The organism is Streptosporangium sp. NPDC050148 (assembly GCF_055586505.1).
In genome coordinates this window covers 156657-175734 of the sequence record NZ_JBVJIA010000004.1, presented here as the reverse complement: position 1 = coordinate 175734, position 19078 = coordinate 156657, and the positions used below count along the sequence as shown (strand labels likewise).

The following is a 19078-nucleotide window of genomic DNA, read 5'->3' as shown; positions in this document are numbered from 1 at the left end:
CCTTTCAGGTGGTGGATGCGTATCGCCGGTGCGAGCCCGCCCGGTCGACCTTTCCGCTGGCCGTGTGGACGAGTTCCGGCACGACGGTGATCCGGCCGGGCACGAGATGGGCCGGGGAACGGTCGCGCAGGTGGTTCAGGACGTCCTCGGCCAGCGTCACGGCGCCGCCGGGCGAGCGCGGTACGACGTAGGCCGCGAGCGTCGTGTGGTCGGCGACGGTGACGCTCGCCACCGCCACGGCGGCCACCTGCGGATGACCGGCGATCTGGGCCTCCACCTCGGCCGGGTCCACCCGGACGCCACGCACCTTGAGCTCGTGGTCGAGCCTGCCCTCGTGGACGAGCATGCCGTCGGCCCCGCGGCCGACCCGGTCACCGGTGCGGAAGTAGCGCTCGGGACCGCTGCCGAGATCGAGCTCGACGAACCGTTCCGCGTTCGCGTCCGGCCCGCCCCCGTATCCCAGCGCCAGCGACGGGCCGCCGACGAGCAGTTCGCCCTCCTCGCCGAGGTGCTGCAGGACATGGGGCAGGGGGTGCCCGATCGGCACGCGTTCCCCGGGGCTCCAGGGTGCCGGCCGGCTCGCCGCGAGGGGGCCGCTCAGGTCGACGGCATGGGTGACCAGCGTGGTCTCCGTGCACCCGTAGGTGTTGACCAGGCGGATCGCGCCGGTGTCGAGCGCGCACCAGTCGGCCAGCCGGGCGGGGTTGACCGCCTCCCCGCCGACGACGATCATCCGCACGGACGCGGGCAGCGTCGCCCGCTCCTCCGTCAGGTGGCGTACCAGCTCGTGCCAGAACGCCGAGGGGAGGTCCAGGACGGTGACCCGCTCGGCGTCGAGCATCCGCAGCATCCGCCGGAAGGAACCCGAGTGGGCGTGGTCGTGGAAGACCAGCGTCGCGCCCGCGGTGAGCGTGGGCAGGATCTCCTCGAAGCAGGTGTCCCAGTTCAGCGACGCGAACTGCAGCACGCGGTCCGCCGGGGTGAGGCCGAACAGGTCGCGCAGCGCGCCGACCGCGGTGGCGATGGCCCCGCGCGGGGTCACCACGGGTTTCGGCTCCCCGGTGGAGCCGGAGGTGAACAGGACGTACGCCGGGTCGCCGGGATCGCCGGTGGCGAAGGCCACCGGCGCGGTTCCGGACGTGTCACCGGGAGCCCGCGCGGCCTCGGGGAGGCCGGGGAGCCGCACCGGGAGCGTCCCCGGTGGCACGGGCGTCTCCGGCCCGGTGGTGATCACCAGGCGGCATCCGCCCGCCGCCGCCAGCGCCCGCCGCCTCGGCTCCGGGTACGCCGGATCGATGGGGCAGTACGTACCGCCCGCGGCCAGCGTGCCGAGCAGTCCGGCCACGGTGGCCGGCGACCGCGACGTGACCACTCCGACGACTCCCGGATCCGGGCCGAGCCTTCGCGCCGTGGCACGCACCCACAGGTCGAGTTCGGCGTAGGTGAGGGATCGGCCGTTGTGCGTCATCGCCGTCCGGCCGGGATTTCGGCTGACCGTATCGGCGAATGCCGTTATTACGTCGTGGTGCGGTTCGGGCACGGCTGCGCCTTCCTTGGATGCCATACCAAATGCCAGGGATGCTATACCAAGGTGCGCTTTGTAACGAGAGAGGAAAACCGCCATAATTCTGGCGAAAAATAGCTGATGTGAGCGTGATTTCCGGTCGGAACCACAATCCCGGAAAACTCATACCGAAAAGCCGGGCACCCATTCCGAGCTGCGGCGACGCCACAATGGCCGTCGCATCGGAACACGTGTCGACCGTAGGACGCCGGGCCCGGCGGACCGGGGCGCCGCAGACGGACGGGACGCCGGAGACGGGCGGGACGCCAGGGCCGGGCGGGGCCTCAAGGCCGGGCGGACGTCAGGGCCGGGCGGGCAGCTCGAACTCGACGCAGGTCATGCCGCGCATGTCCAGCCAGGCCCGGCCGGGCGCGCGGACCAGCCGGAAGACGACCTCCCCGCACCCGGGGCAGCGGGCCACCAGGCCCGGGGCGTGGGTGTACAGGTGCGCCTCGGCCAGGGCGAGGGACCGGTCGCAGGTGGAGCAGCGGCCGGTGGCGGCGGTCAGGTCGACGGCGAAGACGTCGCGCAGGGCTCCCCCCGCGGCGTTGCCGTCGATGTGGTCCTGGGTCATGGTCGTCCTCCACTGGGGCCGAAGCGTTCCGTGCGGATCAGGCCGGGCTCGTGCCCGGCGGAGACGAGCAGGTCGGCGACCGTCTCGACGAAGCCGGTGGGCCCGCAGACGAAGACGGCGGGCTCCCGCCCGGGCGGCCAGACGGCCCGCGCGAGCAGGTCCGCGTCGACGCGGCCCGCGGGGCGTCCCCAGCCCTCGGGCGCCCGGCGCGTGTAGGCGTAGGTGACCTCCAGGCCGGAGCCTGCGGCGGCCAGGCGGTCCAGCTCGGTGCGGTAGAGGACGGTCCCGGGCTCGCGCGCCGAGTACAGCAGCCGGAACGGCGCGTCGGCACCGGCCGCGGCGCGGGCGCGGATCATCGCCATCAGCGGGACCACGCCGGAACCGCCCGCGACGAGCTGCACCGGTTCCGGCGTCTCGGGACGCCAGACGAACCAGCCCCCGATCGGGCCGCGCACCTCCAGCGGGTCGCCCGGTGCCAGGACGCCCGCGAGGTAGGGGGAGACCTCTCCGTCGGGCAGCAGCTCGACGGTGAGCTCCAGCCGGTCCCCGCCGGAGGCAGAGGCGATGGAGTACGAGCGCTGGGTGGAGTAGCCGTCGGGGGCGGTGAGCCGCACGTCGAGGTGCTGGCCGGCCAGGTGGCCCGGCCAGCCCGGCACGTCCAGGACGATCGTGCGCGCCCCGGGGGCCTCGTCGCGTACGGCGGCGACCGTGGCGACCCGCCAGGTCAGTCGCCCCAGTACCGTTGCTCGCGCCATGGGTCTCCGTAGGGGTGATAGCCGGCGCCCTCCCAGAACCCCGGCCGGTCCTCGTCGAGGAGCCGGATGCCGCGTACCCACTTGGCGCTCTTCCAGAGGTACAGGTGCGGCACGAGCAGCCGGGCGGGCCCGCCGTGCTCGGGGTCCAGGGGGTCGCCGTCGTAGCGGGTCGCGATCCAGGCCCGCCCGTCGAGCAGGTCCTCCAGCGGGAGGTTGGTGGTGTAGCCGCCGTAGGAGTGCGCCAGGGCGTACTCCGCGGACGTCTCCACCCCGGCCAGCAGGGTGTCCAGCGACACCCCCTGCCAGGTGGTGGCGAGCTTGGACCACTTGGTGACGCAGTGCAGGTCGACGGTGAACCGCTCCAGGGGCAGCGCGCCCAGCTCCGCCCAGGTCCAGCGGGTCGTCTCGCCGGTCTCGGTCACGATCTCGAAGGCCCACTCGTCGGTGGGGACGTGCGGGGCGGGGCCGGCCGACAGGACGGGGAAGTCCTCGGTGAGGTACTGCCCCGGCGGCAGGTCCGGGTTGGCGGCGCGGCGGCGGCCGAAGAACCCGGGCGAGACGATGCCCATGACGCCCACCTCCTGTGTGACGGGATCCGCCGGTCCGGCCTGACCGGCCTGACCGGCCTGACCGGCCTGACCGGCCTGACCGGCCTGACCGGCCTGACCGGTCGGTGCCCGGTGGCCGTGGCGGGCCCCGGACCGGCCGCGACGCGAACGGACGCGACAGGTAAATCTCATCACACTCGGTCAGACGACCAGCAACCGGGCGTGTTCGGAAGAGCTTCCCTCCCCGGGTGGACGGCCACCGCACCAACGAAGCACATGAGTCCTTTTGTCAGGATTTACCGCTCAAAGCGCTACATCACCATGGATAGGCGCATATGTGAAAGGAGTGGTGTTCCCGATCGTGGACCGACGGAGGATCCGATGCTTCGAAAGCTGATCATTATGCTGGCCGCCGTCCTGGCCATGACGGGCGGCACCACCGCCTTCGCGTTCTCACCGCCCCCGCCGCCTCCGGCGCCCGCCGACCCCTCCGCGCCGGCGGGCTCGCCGCAGGCCGCCAGCCAGCAGGACAAGGACTTCCTGGTCAAGGCGCACCAGTCCAACCTCTTCGAGATCGAGTCGGGCAGGGTGGCCCGGCAGAAGACCACCGACCAGTCCGGGCGGCCGAACGCCGCCACCGTCCTGGAGCTCGGCGAGATGTTCATCGCCGACCACACGAGGCTCGACGCGACGGTACGGCAGGTGGCCGGCCGGCTCGGGGTCACACTCCCCGACGCACCCGCCCCCGCGCAGCGCGAGCAGCTGGACAAGGTGGCGGCGCTGAACGGCGCCGAGTTCGACAGGGCCTGGATCACCGTGCAGATCGCCGGTCACCGGGCGACCCTCGCCGACGTGGACAAGGAGATCGCGAGCGGCGCGTCGCCCGAGGTGAAGCAGATCGCCGTCACCGCCAGGCCGGCCGTGCAGAGGCACCTCGACATGCTGCTCCAGGCCGAGGAGACCCCGTCTCCCAGCCCTTCGGAGAGCTGAGCCACCTCACCGGCGACCGCGGGCTCCTGCCCGGCCCCGCTCCCGGTGGAGCGGGGCCGGTCAGGGCCGGGGAACGGCAGGGCCGGGGGTCACGGCGACTCCGAGCCGGCACGCCGCAGGTGGCGGGAACGGGCCAGCTCGTGGGCCGCGCGGAGCAGCTCCCGGACCACGGGCTCCGTCCGCGGCCCCGGGTTCACCACGGCCAGCCAGCCCAGGGGGCCGTAGACGGGGTGGGCGATCACGGTGTCGGCCACGCTCGGGTCGGTCCCGTCCGGCTCCGGGTCGCGCGGCCCGCGGCCCGTGTGCCGGGCGAAGGCGTCCTTGCCGGCGAAGAGGTTGAGGCGGAAGGCGCCGGGGCGGTCCAGCCGTGAGCGCCGGTCGTCCGGGTAGTCCTTCGTCACGATCGTCGCGAACGGCTGGGTCCGCTCCGGGACCTTGCCGTCGGGCGCGTGGTAGAAGAACGCGTCGCCCCAGCTGATCTCGGGGGAGCCGTCGCCGGGCACCGGCCGCAGGACCAGGACCCCCTCCAGGCCGCCGAGGAATTCGATGATCTCGTCGATGCTCATGTGCTGTAGCGTTTCATTCATGTGCTTGTGGAGACTTCACCCCGGACGCTCCCAGGTGGACCGGTGAGAAGTCGCAAGTCGCCGTCATGAGGACGATCGACGTCGCACGGCGTGCCGGGTGCTCCGTCCAGCAGGTTCGCGATCTCGAACGCGAGGGCGTGCTGCCCGTGGCGGCGCGCACCGCCACGGGGTACCGGGTCTACGACGATACGCATGTGCGCTCGGCGCTGGCCTACCGGGCTCTCGCGGCCGGGACGGGGCCGGTCGAGGCCAGGCGGATCATGCGCGCGGCGCACACGCGTCCCCTGCCGGAGCTGCTCGCCCTGCTCGACGCGGCGCACGCCCGGCTCGACACCGAGCGGCGGGACCTCGCGCTGGCCAGGCGGGCCGCCGCGACGATCTCCGAGGAGCCGATCGGCGACGTACGCCCGTCGGACGTCATGAGCGTCTCCGAGCTCGCCGTCGCGCTGGGGGTGCGGACCTCGACGCTGCGGCACTGGGACGCGGAGGGCCTGGTGGTGCCCCGCCGGGACTCCCCGTCGGGGCCGCGGCGGTACTTCCCCGACGACGTGCGGGACGCGCGGATCGTCCACCAGCTGCGCAGGGCCGGTCACCGCGTCGCCGCGCTCCGCGCCCTGATGCCGCAGCTGCGCGGCGCCCGCCGGTGGGACGAGGTGACGGCCGCGCTGTCCGCCCGGGAGGCGGCCATCGACACCCGCTCCAGGGCCCTCCTCGACGCCGCCGCCGCCCTCGCCGCGCTGATCCCACCGGCGTAGGGGGTCCCGGGCCGGGAGCGGGAGGACGGCACACGACCGGCCGCCGGGTCCCGCCCTCGTGGAGCGGGGCCCGGCGGCCGGGACGTGACGGACGGCCGACGGACGGCCGGTGGGCGACTACGGGACGAGCCGGAGCACGCCCCACCTCGACGTGTCGACGTAGCCGCGCCCGGTCGGGTCGCTCCAGGTCGCGGCGGCCGTGCGGGCGGCGCCGGTGGCGTCGTTGACCTGCACGTCGAAGCCGAGCAGGGTGTCCCTGGCCAGGGTGACGGTGGGCAGCCTGATGGCCGCCTCGACCACGTAGCCGCCGGAGGTCCGCACGGCCGCGGCGGTCAGGTTGTCCCGGACCGCGAACGCGTCGAACGTGCCTCCCACGGTCCGCCTGCCGGTGAAGCTCACCCGGTACTGGCCGTCGTCGTCGTCGTACCCCCTGGTCTTGTTGTTCTGCGGGTCCACGAAGATCTCGACGGAGTCCTGCGACCAGGCGTCGGGCGACTCCTCGCTGAGCACCGGATCGGTCACCCGGGCCAGGACGTACAGGACCCCGGCGTTCCACACGGCCCTGACCCTGGCGGTCGCGCCGGAGGTGCCCTGGACGCGGGTGCCGGTGACGATCTCCGGCGCCCTGTTCCAGGCGGCCTCGGCGACGCCGTCCACCACGGGCGTACCCCTGGGCGCCAGGGCGGTCCTGACGGCCGGGACGAAGGTCAGCCTCCCCGTCCAGGACGTCTCCCCGCCGGTCGCGTCGTCCACCACGACCCGCGCGTCGGCCGTCGTGCCCGTACCGGCCCGCAGGGGCAGCAGCGCCTCGACCCGGTAGCCGGTCGCGGTCGGCTTGGTGTGCGCCTTGAAACCGTGGGCGTGCGTGCCGCCCCGCCGGACGCGGTACGGCGTGCCGTCCACGGTGAAGGTGACGGTGTCGTCCCTGTCCCCGGTGGCGTCGACGACCTCGGCCAGCACGTACAGGCCCCCGGACGCGCCGGTGGGCGCGACGCGCGCCTGCCAGGTCGCGGACAGCCCGCCGACCCGGGGCACGGGGGCGCCGGGCAGCAGGTCCCACTCGCCGTCCCGCTTGCCGTCCACCCGCACCGTGCCCGCGGGCACGTCCAGGGACCGGACGAGCGGCGGCAGCCTGGACGGATCGACGATGCCCCAGTACGCGGGCTTGGCCTGGAGCTCGTCGTCGAACGGCAGCGGCGGGTTCAGCCGGGCGATGGGGAAGGTGGACAGCCAGGTCGCGTCGTCGGCCACGCCCCAGATCGTCACCGACGACAGGTGCTCCGCCTGGCGCCGGAAGACGTCGAAGATCTCCCGGTACCGGTGCCCCTGCAGGGCGAGGACCTCGGCCGGGACCGTCTCGTAGGAGCTCACGAAGTCGGTGTAGACGCTCACGTCCAGCTCGGTGACCTGCTGCTCGACGCCCAGGCCGGCGAACTTCTCGATCGTGTCCTCGATGTACGAGGCGGGCGGCTGCTCGACGTTGACGTGCAGCTGGTGGCCGACCGCGTCGATCGGGACGCCCTCGGCGCGCAGCTTCGCGACCAGGTCGTACAGCGCCTGCCGCTTGCGGGGGAACTCGGTGTTGTAGTCGTTGATGACGAGCGTCGCGTCCGGGTCGACCTCGCGGGCCACCCGGAAGGCGGTGCGGATGTAGTCCAGTCCGGCGATCTCGAACCACGGGGAGCGGCGCAATCCGTCGGGCCGGTTCTCGTCGACGACCTCGTTGACCACGTCCCAGGTGTCGATCCTGCCCTTGTAGCGGCCCATCACCGCGCGGATGTGGCTCTCCATCCGGCGCAGCAGGACCTCCTTGGTGGCGCCCTCGAAGACCCAGGCGGGCGTCTGGCTGTGCCAGACCAGGGTGTGGCCGCGCACCCGCAGGCCGTTGCCGGTCGCCCAGTCCACCAGGTGGTCGCCCTCGGCGAAGGTGAACTCCCCCTCGGCCGGTTCGGTGGCGTCCCACTTGAGGCTGTTGCCCGGGGTGACGCTCTCGTAGTGCTTGGTGATCAGCTTGGCGTGCTCGCCCAGGGTGGCGCCCCGGTAGAAGGCCGCGCCGATCGTGAACGGCACCGTGTCCTTGAGCGAGGGGATGTCGGTCTGCACCGGCTTGGGCTCGATGTAGGCCAGCCGGAAGTCGTCGACGGCGAACGGCGCCGTCCCCTCGGCCGACTCGACGTAGACGCTCAGGAAGTCCACGTCGTGGGCCAGCAGGTAGGTGCCCGCGAGCCTGGTCCACTCGCCGGCGGCCAGGGCGCGGGGCCCGGCGACCCGGTCGTAGGACGGGGTCTCGCCCGAGCGTCGTTCGATCGACAGGCTCACGCTCTGGGCGGTGGCGCTGCGCACCCAGACCGACAGGTCGTACTTCGATCCCTTGGCCAGCTTGCCGAGCACCGTCCGGGACGGGCCGTCCCAGGACGCCTGCCGGTCGGTGACGCCCAGGCCGTACGCGCCGTCGTGCGCCGAGTCCGCCTCGGCGGTCAGGACGGCGCCGCCGCGCGAGGTCCACCCCTCGGCGGTCCCGGTCTCGAAGTCACTGGTCAGGCCGGACCTGGCCGGGTCGGTGTCGGCGGTGACCACGATGTCGTCGAGGTGGAACGCGACGGTCGCCACCGAGCTCTCGGCGTACAGCGACAGCGCGGAGTCCGCGGTGTAGGTGTAGGTGCCCGTCAGGCGGACCCAGGCGGAGTCGGTGACGGTGGCCGCCGCGACCCGCTCGTAGACGGCCTCGCCCCCGGCGGGGGTGCGCTGCACGGTGAGCGCGACCGTCGAGGACTCCTGCCCGGCCGCGGCCCGCGCCCACGCGGACACCTCGTAGGTGACGCCCTTCTCGAACGGCGGGGTGACGGCCGCGCCGTGCCAGGTGTCGGTACGGCCGGTGGTGAGCAGGGAGCGGGCGCCGCCGTGCGCGGCGTCGGGGGTGGTCGCGACCGAGACCCCGGAGCCGCGCGGCTCCCAGCCCTGGGGCCCGGACTCGAAGTCGTAGGTGACGATCGTGGCGGCGGGCGCCTGCGCGACGGACGTGTGCGTGGCGGAGGCGTGGGCCGTGGAGGCGTGGGCGGCCGGGGTGACGGGCAGGCCCGCCACCGTTCCGGCCAGCAGGGACAGGGCGAGGGACAGCAGGGCCAGGGCCGTTGCCCGCGGCCGGGGGGCGCGCATCTTTCCGGTGCTCCTCGGTCAGGTAGGAGTGGAAACGAATGGGACGGTGGGGGGTGCGACGGCCTTCCCGGGATACCACGCCTTTCCGGATTTTTCCGGATATCTACCTAGGAGCCGTCGGGTGTCAGGCCCCGAGCGAGTTCTGCCCGAGCGGCTCCCTCCCGAGCGGATCCCCGGCGTGCGGGTCCTGCGCGCCCGAGCTCCCCGCGTTCGGGTTTCCCGCGTGCGAGTTCCCGCCGAGGGGATCCCCTCCGAGCGGATCCCCGGCGCGCAGGTTCTCGGCGAGCAGGTCGAGCAGCGGCTGCCGCCGGCTGCAGCGGGCGAGCGCGAACGAGTCGGCCAGGGCGACCAGCTCCTCGTCGGAGCGGTCGCGCAGCAGCCCGGCGTACTCGGGGAGCAGCGCCTGCGCGATGAGGATGTGCCGGATCAGGTCGTCGACCTGGTACCGGGCGCCCCAGGGGTAGGGGTCCCAGGAGGGGAACTCGGTCTCCATCAGCCGGTGCAGCGGCGCCAGCTCGCTCGCCGCCTCCTCCATCGTCGATCCCCACCGGTCCGCGCCCAGCCGCTGCTTCTTGGCGATGAAGTCGCCGAACCGGCTCATGTACGGCTCGCCCGCGCAGACCAGCCCCTGCAGGCCGACGTCCTTGTAGGTCCACAGCGACCAGCCGGCCTCGTGCGCGTCGAAGATCTCCAGCTGGTCGCGGAGGATCTGGTAGCGCTGCCGGTCGATCTCCGGGTCGCCGGTGTAGACCGGGCCGAACTCGCCGACCCAGATGGGGGTGCCGGTCTCGCGCTGGAAGACGGTCCGGCGCTCGAAGGAGCGCTCCAGCTGCTCGCGGTCCACCCACTCCCCCCGGGTGTGCCCGGGGTAGGGGCCGCCGTGCGCGAACCCGGCCAGCGCGTAGTCGTGGCAGACGAAGACGGTGTTCTCGTACACCTCGCGGAAGATCGAGAAGTCGGTGGAGTAGGTGTTGCCGTCCAGGAACAGCACGTGGCCCGGGTCGACGGCGCGCACGGCCTTGACCAGGCGGTCGTAGAAGGGGCCGACGACCTGCCCGCTCGGGTCGCCGGGCTCGTTGACCGGGTTGTAGCCGGCCACCCAGGGGTTGTCGCGGTAGCGGTCGGCCATGACCTCCCACAGGTGGACGGCGCGGTCCTGGAAGTGGCGGTGCTGCCAGAACGCCGCGATGTGGGTGGGGTTGTCGGAGTGCCAGTGCTGGTTCTGCGCGCCGGGCAGGGCGTGCAGGTCGATGACGCTGTAGATGCCGTGCTCGCCGAGCAGGCGGATCACCCGGTCCAGGTGGCGGAAGCCGTGCTCGTCGATCTCGAAGGGGCGGTCGTCGGACTCCAGGTGGCGGTAGTTGATCGGGATACGGACGCAGTTGGTACCGAGCCCGGCCAGCAGCGCGGCGTCGTCCGGCCCGAAGAAGGAGGTGAGCAGGCGGTCGAAGAACATCTCGGCGCGTTCCTCGCCCAGCGCCTCCCGGACGGCCGTGCGCATCGACGCCTCGTTGGCCGGGTAGCCGGTGATGAAGTTCTCCATGTTCAGCCAGCCCCCGAGGCCCACTCCGCGCAGCCGTACCGGGGTGCCGGCCGCGTCGACGAGACGGGATCCGGCAACGCTCAGGGTCATTGTTTCTCGCTTCCTACACAACGAACGGGATGAACGAGGACGGGATCAGCCCTTGGTGGCGCCCGCGGTGAGGCCGCTGATCAGCTGACGCTCGGCGACGGCGTAGAAGGCCAGAGCCGGGACCATGGAGACGATGACGTAGGCCAGGATCCTGGCGGTGTCGGCCATGTACTCCCCCTGGAACTGCTGGACGCCCAGCGGCAGCGTCCACAGGTTCGGGTCGTTGAGGACCACCAGCGGGAGGAAGAAGTTGTTCCAGCTGGCCACGATGGCCAGGACCGAGACCGTGGCCAGGGCGGGCCGGGCGATCGGCAGCAGCACCCGCCAGAAGAAGCCGAAGGGGGTGCAGCCGTCGATGATGGCCGCCTCCTCGACCTCTCTCGGGATGGACCGGAAGAACGTCCGCAGGATGATGACGGTCAGCGGCAGGCCGAACGCGGCCTGCGGCAGGATCACCCCCAGCGGGTTGTCCAGCAGGCCGAACGTGCGCAGCAGGACGAACAGCGGCAGGATCGCCACCGCGAACGGGAACATCAGCCCGACGGCGAACAGCGTGAACAGGAACTCGCGGCCCCGGAAGGCGAACCGCGCGAACGCGAAGGCGGCCATCGCCGACAGGCCGACGACCAGCACGGTCGTGACGACCGCGACGAACAGGCTGTTGAGGAACTGGCGCCAGAACGTGCCGGAGAGGATCACGTCGGTGTAGTTGCCGGTCACCCACGGCGACGGCAGGCCCAGCGGGTTGCCCGAGAGCTGGTCGGAGGTCTTGAAACCCCCCAGCAGGCCGTACAGGAAGGGCACGACGATGAAGACGGCCGCGACCCAGATGATCGCGTGGATCGGGAACGTGCGGAGCCGGGCGATCATCGGCGGTCTCCCATGGTGGTGCTGGCCCCCTCCAGGTCCCGGCGCAGGACGAACCGCTGGTAGCCGAGGGCGAAGACGAGGCTGATCAGGAACATGACGACGCTGATCGCGCTGGAGTAGCCGATCTGGGATCGCTTGAAGCCGTACTCGAACATGCTGACGGCCATGGTCTCGGAGGCGTGCGACGGCCCGCCCCCGGTGAGGATCCAGACCAGGTCGAAGAGCTGGATGGTGCCGATGATGGACAGGAAGACGCTGACCCGGATGGTGGGGCCGAGCAGCGGCAGGGTGACGTGGCGGAACACGTTCCAGCTGCCGGCGCCGTCGATCCTGGCCGCCTCGCTCAGCTCCTTGGGGATGCTCTGCAGGCCGGCCAGGTAGAGGATCATGTGGAAGCCGAAGTACTTCCAGGTGATCACCAGGAAGAGCGAGAACATCACGGTGTCCGGCTCGGACAGCCAGGTCCAGGGCTCCAGCCCCCAGGAGACGAGGATCCGGTTGGCCAGGCCCGCCTCGGGCGAGAGGATCAGCGAGAACAGCACGCCGATGATCGCCTCGGAGAGCATGTACGGCGCGAAGAACAGCAGCCGGTAGAAGGCGCGCCCGCGGATCCGCTGGTTCAGCATCACCGCCAGGCCGAGTGAGAGCGGCAGCTGCACCAGCAGGCCCAGCACGATCAGGATGCCGCCGTTGCGCAGGTCGCCGACGAAGATGTCGCTGGCGAACAGCCGGGTGAAGTTGTCCAGGCCGACGAAGTTGCTCGGCGGGCCGATGCCGTTCCACTTGTAGAGGCTGGTGTAGCCGGCCACCATGATCGGGGCCAGCACCAGCAGGGCGAACAGGACCAGCGCGGGGAGCACGAACAGGATCGCGGTGACCCAGCCGCGCCCCCGCCGGGACCCGCGCCCGCGCCTTCGCGCCGGTGCGGGCCCCTCGGGGGAAAGGGCCGGACGCGCGTCCGGCCCTGTCATCGTCTTCATCCGGGCGGCTACTCCGACTCCGCCTTGGCCGTCTCGGTGATGCTCTTGACGACCTCCTCGGGCGTCTTGGTGCCCCCGATCAGCTCGGCCACGGAGTCGTTGATCTCCTGGCCGACGGCGGGCGGGTACTCCTGGTCGAGGTAGAGCTGGAAGCCGGTCGCGGCCGCGAGGGTCTCGGAGACCGTCTTGACGTGGGGGTCGGTGACGGCCGCCTCCTCGCCCTGCTTGAGCACGGGCAGCACGCCGCCCGCCTTGACGGCCTTGCTGTGGTTCTCCGCCTTGAGCGAGAACTTCAGGAAGTCCAGCGCCGCGGGCGGGGCGTTGACGCCCACGGCCAGGCCGCCGCCGCCGCCGAACGCGTCGCCGGGCGACCCCTTGCCCCCCTCGACCGCGGGGAAGGTGAAGAATCCGAGGTCGTCGCCGAGGCCCTTGCCGGAGTCCTTCTGCACGGACGGGGCCCACTGGCCCATCAGCTCCATGCCGGCCTTGCCGTTGCCCATGGTCGCGGCCTGGCCGTCGGGGGTGGAGTAGTCGGCGCCCTGGAAGCCCTTCTGGAACGGCTGGAGGTCGACGAGCTCCTTGAGCTTCTGGCCGGCGGCGACGAAGTCGGGCCCGGTGAAGTCGTTGGTGGAGCCGGCCTGCTTGAACGCCTCCAGCCCGGCCACCCGCATGGCCAGGTAGGACCAGTAGTAGTGCCCCGGCCACTTGGCCTTGCCCGCGAGGGCGATCGGGGTGGTCCCGTCCGCCTTCAGCTTCTTGACCGCGTCCAGGAAGCCGGTCCAGGTGGTGGGCGGCTCGGTGATGCCGGCCTTCTTGAACAGCGCCTTGTTGTACCAGAACCCGACCATGCCGATGTCGGTGGGCAGCCCGTAGGTCTTGCCGTCGAACTGGTACGCGGACAGCGCGGCCGGGGTGATGCCGCCGATGACGTCGGCGGCGTCGGACGTCAGGTCCTTGACCAGTCCCGCCTCGACGTGCTGCTTCAGGACGCCGCCACCCCAGGTGGAGTACAGGTCGGGTGCCTTGCCCGACTGGGTGAGCGTGGCCAGCTTGGGCTTGTAGGAGTCGTTCTCGATGGCGATGTTCTTGATCGTCACGTTCGGGTGGGCCGCCTGGTACTCCTTGATGCGCTCCGCCCAGAACGTCTTCATCGGCTCTGCCGTCGCCAGGTTCCAGAACTCGAAGGTGACCTTGTCAGAGCCGGCGGCCGCACCGGACGTGGCCCCGCCACCTTCTCCGCTCGTGCTGCAAGCTCCGAGAAGCAGCGTCGATACCGCCAGAGCCACCACGCCTCGCCGACTCAGCATGGGATCCCCTTTCGGGAGTGAGGCTAGAAAGTTTCATATGTACCCCGAATATTTCGTGTCCCGGAGAATAGGTAAACCGGCGGTTACGCGTCAATAGTCGCCGAGGTAGTGATCCCATCCCGTGTCCCTCCCGTCCCGGTGTCCGTCCCGGTATGGATGGTGAGGTTACCGAAAGTTTTCGTTTAGTATTCGACTCATGTCGACCACAAGGCGCGTGACGATCGCCCATATCGCCGAGCGGGCAGGGGTCTCCGCGCCCACCGTCTCAAAGGTCATCAACGGGAGGCCGGAGGTCGCCCCCGCGACCAGGCAGCGGGTGGAACGGCTGCTGCGCGAGCACGGCTACCGGCGCAGGGGCGGTCAGGGCGACGGTCCCGCCGGGCTGGTGGACCTGGTGTTCACCGAGATCGAGAGCCCGTGGGCGATGGAGCTGGTGCGCGGGGTGGAGGCCTCGGCCCGCGAGGTCGGCGCCGGCGTGGTGATCTCGGTCCTGCACGACCGGGCCGGGCCGGGCCGGGACTGGGTGGAGCGGATCGCCGCCCGGCACACCGACGGGGCCATCCTGGTCGGCTCGCGGATCAGCGCCGACCGGCACGACCGGCTGGCCGCCCGGTCCATCCCCTTCGTGGTGGTGGACCCCGACGGCGAGCCGCCGGCCGGGGTCGCCTCGGTCGGGGCCACCAACTGGCACGGCGGGCTGGCCGCCACCCGCCACCTGCTGGAGCTGGGGCACCGCAGGATCGGGATGATCGGCGGCCCGCCCGGCATGCTGTGCAGCCGGGCCCGCGTCGACGGCTACCGCGCCGCGCTGGAGACCGCGGGCGTGCCGGTGGACCCCGCGCTCATCGGGTACGGCGACTTCCTGGTCGGTTCCGGCCGCGACGGCGGGCACGAGCTGCTCTCCCTGCCCGACCCGCCGACCGCGATCTTCGCCGGCAGCGACATGCAGGCGTTCGGCGTGCTGGAGGCGGCCAGGCGGCGCGGCCTGCGGGTGCCCGGCGACCTGTCGGTGGTGGGCTTCGACGACCTGCCGCTGGCGCGCTCGGCCTGGCCGCCGCTGACCACGGTCTGCCAGCCGCTCCAGGAGATGGCGGCGCTGGCCACCCGGATGGTGCTCGACCCGTCCGCGGGCGGGCGCGAGCCCCGGCGGGTGGAGCTGGCCACCGAGCTCGTCGTGCGGGAGAGCACCTCGCCGCCGATCGGGCGTTGACGCTCACCCGCGCGACGTCTACGGTACTCACACGAAAAGTATCTGTAATCTTGTGAAAGTTTCGGAAAGCGGGTCCCCGCATGTCTCGACGTCGCAGGACAGTACTGGTACCGATCCTCCTGCTCCCCCTGCTCGGCTCCGTCCCGGCCGCCGCCCAGGCCGGGCCCGAGAACGGCACGACCACCGCTCGGGCCGGCTCGCGGACCGCCCCGGAGATCCGCCTGGAGCGCCACCGGACCCTCCAGCGGATCGACGGCTTCGGCTTCTCCCAGGCGTTCCGGCGCAACGAGCTGGTCCGCGCGCTGCCCGCCTCGTCACAGCGGGAGATCCTCGACCTGTGGCTCAGCCCCACCAAGGGGGCCGGGCTGAGCATCCTGCGCCTGGGCATCGGCTCCTCCCCCACCGGCAGCCCGTACGACCTGATGTCCTCCATCCAGCCCGTCGACCCGGGCGGCCCGGACGCGCCGCCGAAGTACGTCTGGGACGGCGACGACGGCGGCCAGGTGTGGCTGGCCAAGGAGGCCAGGCGGTACGGCGTGAAGCGCTTCTACGCCGACGCCTGGAGCGCCCCGGGCTACATGAAGGACAACGGCTCCGACAGCAACGGCGGCTCGCTGCTCCCGGAGTGGCGCAAGGCGTACGCGAACTACCTGGTGCAGTACGCGAAGTTCTACGCCCGCGAGGGCATCCGCGTCACCGACCTGGGGTTCACCAACGAGCCCGACCTGACCGTCTCCTACGCCTCGATGCGGTTCACCCCGGCCGAGGCCGCGGACTTCGTCAAGGTGCTCGGCCCGGTCGCGGCACGCGCCGGCATCAAGGTCGCCTGCTGCGACGCCGCCGGGTGGGCCCAGCAGCGCGAGTACACCAAGGCCATCGAGGCCGACCCGATCGCGCGCAGGTGGGTCGCCACGCACACCGGGCACCCCTACGTCAGCCCGGTGGACGGCCCGCTGCCCACCGACCGGCCCACCTGGATGTCGGAGTGGTCGCCCAACGGCGACACCTGGAACGAGGCGTGGGACGACGGCAGCGGCTACGACGGCTTCGCGGTCGCCCAGCAGATCCACGACTCGTTCACCCTGGGCGGGGTCTCCGGCTACGTCTTCTGGTTCGGGGCCTCGCGCGGCACCACCCGGGGCCTGATCCAGATCGACCAGGCGACCTCCACCTACCGCGTCGCCAAGCGCCTGTGGGCGCTGGCCGCCTACAGCCGCTTCATCCGGCCCGGCGCGGTCCGGCTGGCCGCCGAGGCGCCCGACCCGGCGCTGAAGGTGACCGCCTTCCGCAACGCCGACGGCTCGGAGGTCGTCGAGATCCTCAACACCGCCACCACCGAGGTCTCCACCAAGGTCACCACGAGGCCGGGGCGGGCCACCTCCTACCTGACCGACACCGGGAACTCGCTCACCGCCACCCCGCTGCCGGGCCTGCGAGGCGGTCGCGACCTCGTCCTGCCGCCGCGCTCCCTGACGACCGTGGTCGTACGATGAGGATCATGAGTCTCTCCCTGTCACCTTCGCCCGGAACGTCCCCCCTGTCGCGGAGCGCCGCGGGGAGGGGGCGGTGATCCGGGCGGCGGTGGTGGGCACCGGCGGCATCGCGGGGATCTGCCACCTGCCCGCGCTGCGCTCCCAGGCCCACCGGGTCCGGCCGGTGGCCGCGGTGGACGTGGACGAGGCGCGGGTGAAGGCGTTCTGCGCCGAGCACTCCATCGAGGGGGCGTACACCTCGCTGGAGGAGATGCTGGAGGCCGAGCGGCCTGACCTGGTCCACCTGTGCACGCCCCCGCACCTGCACGCCGCGCAGGCGGTGGCCTGCCTGGAGGCGGGCGCCTGGGTGTGGATCGAGAAGCCCGCCTGCCTGTCGCTGGCCGAGCACGACCTGATCACGGCGGCCGAGGGGGCCGGCCGCGCCTCGGTCGTCTCCCAGCACCGCTTCGGCTCGGGCGCGCGGCACCTGCGCGCGCTCGCGCCCGAGCTGGGCCGCCCGCTGGTCGCGCTCTGCGTCACCACCTGGTACCGCGACGACGCCTACTACGAGGTGCCCTGGCGCGGCCGGTGGGAGACCGAGGGCGGCGGCCCCACGATGGGCCACGGCATCCACCAGATGGACCTGATGCTCTCGGTGCTGGGCGACTGGACGGAGATCCGCGCGATGACCGGCACGCTGGAGCGCCGGATCGAGACCGAGGACGTCTCCATGGCCACGGTCCGGTTCGACTCCGGCGCCATGGCCTCGGTCGTCAACAGCGTGCTGTCGCGGCGTGAGGAGAGCTACCTGCGCTTCGACTACACCGAGGCCACCGTGGAGCTGCGCCACCTGTACGGCTACCGCAACGCCGACTGGAGCTCCACCTCGGCGCTGTGGAACCCTCCCGAGGACCTGCCCAGCTCGCACGAGGCCCAGCTCGCCGAGTTGCTGGACGCCTACGAGCGCGGCGAGCCCCCGCCCATGGGCGGGGCGGACGGGCGCCGGGCGCTGGAGCTGGCCACCGGCCTGTACGCCTCGGCGGCCACCGGCCGGCCCGTGCTCCGCGCCGACCTCGTCCCCGGCCACCCCTTCTACGACCGGCTGGACGGACGCGGATGGAGCTGACCCTCACCGAACGCGGCGTGCCGATCCTGCGCTACGTGTACGTGCCGGAGACACCGGTCTTCGAGTCGCCGAAACCGTACTTCCACCCGATCCGCACGACGGCCGGCGACGTGGTCAGCGCCTACCGCCCGCACGACCACCGCTGGCACCGGGGGCTGCAGTTCACCGTCTCGGACCTGTCGGGGGAGAACTTCTGGGGCGGCGGCAGCTACGTCCGCGAGGCCGCCGGGTACGTGGACCTGCCGAACAACGGGACCATGCGGCACGAGGACTTCCCCTCCCCCGGCGTGGAGCGCCTGACCTGGCACACCCAGGGCGGCGAGCACTGGGTGGACGAGCTTCGCACCTTCGAGGTGCGCGACGTGGACGAGGACTCCTGGACGCTGGAGCTGTCCACGGAGATCGTCAACGTGCGCGGCAGCGACCTGGTCTTCGGCAGTCCCACCACCAACGGCCGCCCGATGGCCGGCTACTGCGGCCTGTTCTGGCGCGGGCCGCGCTCCTTCGAGCACGGGACGGTGATCGCCGAGCGCGGCGACGGGCCGGAGATGATGGGCCGGGAGTCGGAGTGGCTGGCCTACGCGGGCAGGCACGACGAGGTCGACCGGTCCTCGACCCTGCTGTTCCGCAGCGCCCTGCCGACCGTCTGGTTCGTCCGCACCACGCCGTTCGCGGCCGTCAACCCCTCCATCGCCTTCCACGAGCCGCTCCTGCTGCCGCCCGGTGACACGCTGCGCCTGCGCTACCGGATGACGGTGGCCACCGGCGCGTGGGACCGCGACCGGCTGGAGGCGTACGTGAAGGAGCACCCGTGGCCGGCGCGGGGGTGAGCGGGCCGGGTGCGACCGGTACCGGCGCGGGCGGGACGAGCGTGAAGGAGGAGCCGTGTTCGGTGTGGGCGTGAGCGGCCTGTCCGTCTACGACGGGCCCGCCCCGGACGGCCTGCGGGGCGGCTCCCCGCACCTGCACACGCTCTGCTCCGAGGCGTACGTGGTGGTGGCCGGTTCCGGCACCGTGCAGACCCTGACCTGGAGCGGCTACCGGGAGACCTCGCTGGCCCCGGGCGAGGTCGTCCGGTTCACCCCCGGCACCGTCCACCGCCTGGTCAACGACGGGGGCCTGCGCATCGTGGTGCTGATGCAGAACAGCGGCCTGCCCGAGGCCGGTGACGCCGTCCTGACCTTTCCCTCCGACGTCCTGGCCGACCCCGGCCGGTACGCCGAGGCCGCGGGCTCGGACCCGCAGGAGCGCCGGGACCTGGCCGTCGAGGGGTTCCTCACGCTCCGCGACGGCGGCCGGGACGCCTTCGCCGCCTTCCTGGACGCCGCCGCGCGGCTGCTCGCGCCCCGGCTGGACGCCTTCGAGTCCCGCTGGCGCCAGGGGCCGCTGCGCGCCGCCCAGGAGACCGGGGAGCGGCTGGACGCCCTGCGCGCCGGTGATCTCGGCCACCTGCGCGAGGCCGGGGTCGACCGGGTCCCCGCCGTGCCCCGCGACGGCATGTGCGGCCACCTGCTGACCTACCCCACCCCGGAGGGCACCGCCTTCTAGGCT

At 72.2% G+C, this 19078-nt stretch carries 17 protein-coding genes; 7 read left to right on the top strand and 10 right to left on the bottom strand.

Going from position 1 to position 19078, the window contains the following annotated elements:
* Positions 1–4: 4 nt before the first annotated feature.
* From ACZ6RT_RS05750 to ACZ6RT_RS05735, 4 genes are all read right to left on the bottom strand, one after another.
* Positions 5–1564, bottom strand: coding sequence for an amino acid adenylation domain-containing protein (locus tag ACZ6RT_RS05750; protein WP_470152376.1), 1560 nt, complete (start codon positions 1562–1564; stop codon positions 5–7).
* A gap of 301 nt (positions 1565–1865) precedes the next feature.
* The gene (locus tag ACZ6RT_RS05745; protein WP_399194294.1) at positions 1866–2138 is read right to left on the bottom strand and encodes a DUF6510 family protein; all 273 of its coding nucleotides are present in this window, start codon (positions 2136–2138) and stop codon (positions 1866–1868) included.
* Positions 2135–2893 (bottom strand): ferredoxin reductase, encoded by a 759-nt coding sequence (locus tag ACZ6RT_RS05740; RefSeq protein ID WP_470152375.1) that lies wholly within the window; start codon positions 2891–2893, stop codon positions 2135–2137. Before ACZ6RT_RS05740 ends, ACZ6RT_RS05745 begins: the two co-directional genes overlap by 4 nt.
* Positions 2863–3462 (bottom strand): sulfite oxidase-like oxidoreductase, encoded by a 600-nt coding sequence (locus ACZ6RT_RS05735; protein ID WP_470152374.1) that lies wholly within the window; start codon positions 3460–3462, stop codon positions 2863–2865. The genes ACZ6RT_RS05740 and ACZ6RT_RS05735 overlap by 31 nt, the downstream gene beginning before the upstream one ends.
* A 360-nt stretch (positions 3463–3822) precedes the next feature.
* On the opposite strand from ACZ6RT_RS05735, the gene ACZ6RT_RS05730 reads away from it, so the two are divergent.
* Positions 3823–4431: a DUF4142 domain-containing protein gene (locus ACZ6RT_RS05730; protein ID WP_470152373.1), complete on the top strand. Its 609-nt coding sequence runs from the start codon at positions 3823–3825 to the stop codon at positions 4429–4431.
* A gap of 89 nt (positions 4432–4520) precedes the next feature.
* Here the strand turns inward: ACZ6RT_RS05730 and ACZ6RT_RS05725 are convergent, their stop codons facing one another.
* On the bottom strand, positions 4521–4997 hold the full coding sequence (locus tag ACZ6RT_RS05725) for a DUF6194 family protein (RefSeq protein ID WP_399194302.1): 477 nt from the start codon (positions 4995–4997) through the stop codon (positions 4521–4523).
* 86 nt (positions 4998–5083) lie between these two features.
* On the opposite strand from ACZ6RT_RS05725, the gene ACZ6RT_RS05720 reads away from it, so the two are divergent.
* The gene (locus ACZ6RT_RS05720) at positions 5084–5773 is read left to right on the top strand and encodes a MerR family transcriptional regulator (protein ID WP_399194304.1); all 690 of its coding nucleotides are present in this window, start codon (positions 5084–5086) and stop codon (positions 5771–5773) included.
* Between the two features lie 117 nt (positions 5774–5890).
* Here the strand turns inward: ACZ6RT_RS05720 and ACZ6RT_RS05715 are convergent, their stop codons facing one another.
* The 5 genes from ACZ6RT_RS05715 to ACZ6RT_RS05695 all read right to left on the bottom strand — a co-directional run bounded on the left by ACZ6RT_RS05715 (position 5891) and on the right by ACZ6RT_RS05695 (position 13719).
* Positions 5891–8929 carry an endo-1,4-beta-xylanase gene (locus tag ACZ6RT_RS05715; RefSeq protein WP_470152372.1) on the bottom strand — a complete coding sequence of 1013 codons (3039 nt, stop codon included), beginning with the start codon at positions 8927–8929 and terminating at the stop codon, positions 5891–5893.
* 124 nt (positions 8930–9053) lie between these two features.
* Positions 9054–10562 (bottom strand): glycoside hydrolase family 5 protein, encoded by a 1509-nt coding sequence (locus tag ACZ6RT_RS05710; protein ID WP_399194308.1) that lies wholly within the window; start codon positions 10560–10562, stop codon positions 9054–9056.
* Positions 10563–10607: 45 nt separating this feature from the next.
* Positions 10608–11432 (bottom strand): carbohydrate ABC transporter permease, encoded by an 825-nt coding sequence (locus ACZ6RT_RS05705; RefSeq protein WP_399194310.1) that lies wholly within the window; start codon positions 11430–11432, stop codon positions 10608–10610.
* Positions 11429–12412: a carbohydrate ABC transporter permease gene (locus ACZ6RT_RS05700; protein WP_470152371.1), complete on the bottom strand. Its 984-nt coding sequence runs from the start codon at positions 12410–12412 to the stop codon at positions 11429–11431. The genes ACZ6RT_RS05705 and ACZ6RT_RS05700 overlap by 4 nt, the downstream gene beginning before the upstream one ends.
* 8 nt (positions 12413–12420) lie before the next feature.
* Positions 12421–13719, bottom strand: coding sequence for an extracellular solute-binding protein (locus ACZ6RT_RS05695; protein ID WP_399194314.1), 1299 nt, complete (start codon positions 13717–13719; stop codon positions 12421–12423).
* Between the two features lie 196 nt (positions 13720–13915).
* Here ACZ6RT_RS05695 and ACZ6RT_RS05690 point away from each other — a divergent pair, with 196 nt between their 5' ends.
* The 5 genes from ACZ6RT_RS05690 to ACZ6RT_RS05670 all read left to right on the top strand — a co-directional run bounded on the left by ACZ6RT_RS05690 (position 13916) and on the right by ACZ6RT_RS05670 (position 19075).
* Positions 13916–14929 (top strand): LacI family DNA-binding transcriptional regulator, encoded by a 1014-nt coding sequence (locus ACZ6RT_RS05690; protein WP_399194316.1) that lies wholly within the window; start codon positions 13916–13918, stop codon positions 14927–14929.
* 80 nt (positions 14930–15009) lie between these two features.
* Entirely contained in the window at positions 15010–16422 is a 1413-nt protein-coding gene (locus ACZ6RT_RS05685) for a glycoside hydrolase family 30 protein (protein ID WP_399194318.1), read from the top strand.
* A gap of 76 nt (positions 16423–16498) precedes the next feature.
* The gene (locus ACZ6RT_RS05680) at positions 16499–17527 is read left to right on the top strand and encodes a Gfo/Idh/MocA family protein (protein WP_470152454.1); all 1029 of its coding nucleotides are present in this window, start codon (positions 16499–16501) and stop codon (positions 17525–17527) included.
* Positions 17518–18357, top strand: coding sequence for a PmoA family protein (locus ACZ6RT_RS05675; RefSeq protein WP_399194320.1), 840 nt, complete (start codon positions 17518–17520; stop codon positions 18355–18357). Before ACZ6RT_RS05680 ends, ACZ6RT_RS05675 begins: the two co-directional genes overlap by 10 nt.
* 55 nt (positions 18358–18412) lie before the next feature.
* Positions 18413–19075, top strand: a complete 663-nt coding sequence (locus ACZ6RT_RS05670; protein ID WP_399194322.1) for a cupin domain-containing protein — start codon at positions 18413–18415, stop codon at positions 19073–19075.
* Positions 19076–19078 lie beyond the last annotated feature (3 nt).

Coding starts and splice junctions, on each gene's coding strand:
- ACZ6RT_RS05750 (WP_470152376.1), bottom strand. CDS start 1,564: ATGGCATCCAAGGAAGGCGCAGCCGTGCCCGAACCGCACCACGACGTA.
- ACZ6RT_RS05745 (WP_399194294.1), bottom strand. CDS start 2,138: ATGACCCAGGACCACATCGACGGCAACGCCGCGGGGGGAGCCCTGCGC.
- ACZ6RT_RS05740 (WP_470152375.1), bottom strand. CDS start 2,893: ATGGCGCGAGCAACGGTACTGGGGCGACTGACCTGGCGGGTCGCCACG.
- ACZ6RT_RS05735 (WP_470152374.1), bottom strand. CDS start 3,462: ATGGGCATCGTCTCGCCCGGGTTCTTCGGCCGCCGCCGCGCCGCCAAC.
- ACZ6RT_RS05730 (WP_470152373.1), top strand. CDS start 3,823: ATGCTTCGAAAGCTGATCATTATGCTGGCCGCCGTCCTGGCCATGACG.
- ACZ6RT_RS05725 (WP_399194302.1), bottom strand. CDS start 4,997: ATGAGCATCGACGAGATCATCGAATTCCTCGGCGGCCTGGAGGGGGTC.
- ACZ6RT_RS05720 (WP_399194304.1), top strand. CDS start 5,084: ATGAGGACGATCGACGTCGCACGGCGTGCCGGGTGCTCCGTCCAGCAG.
- ACZ6RT_RS05715 (WP_470152372.1), bottom strand. CDS start 8,929: ATGCGCGCCCCCCGGCCGCGGGCAACGGCCCTGGCCCTGCTGTCCCTC.
- ACZ6RT_RS05710 (WP_399194308.1), bottom strand. CDS start 10,562: ATGACCCTGAGCGTTGCCGGATCCCGTCTCGTCGACGCGGCCGGCACC.
- ACZ6RT_RS05705 (WP_399194310.1), bottom strand. CDS start 11,432: ATGATCGCCCGGCTCCGCACGTTCCCGATCCACGCGATCATCTGGGTC.
- ACZ6RT_RS05700 (WP_470152371.1), bottom strand. CDS start 12,412: ATGAAGACGATGACAGGGCCGGACGCGCGTCCGGCCCTTTCCCCCGAG.
- ACZ6RT_RS05695 (WP_399194314.1), bottom strand. CDS start 13,719: ATGCTGAGTCGGCGAGGCGTGGTGGCTCTGGCGGTATCGACGCTGCTT.
- ACZ6RT_RS05690 (WP_399194316.1), top strand. CDS start 13,916: ATGTCGACCACAAGGCGCGTGACGATCGCCCATATCGCCGAGCGGGCA.
- ACZ6RT_RS05685 (WP_399194318.1), top strand. CDS start 15,010: ATGTCTCGACGTCGCAGGACAGTACTGGTACCGATCCTCCTGCTCCCC.
- ACZ6RT_RS05675 (WP_399194320.1), top strand. CDS start 17,518: ATGGAGCTGACCCTCACCGAACGCGGCGTGCCGATCCTGCGCTACGTG.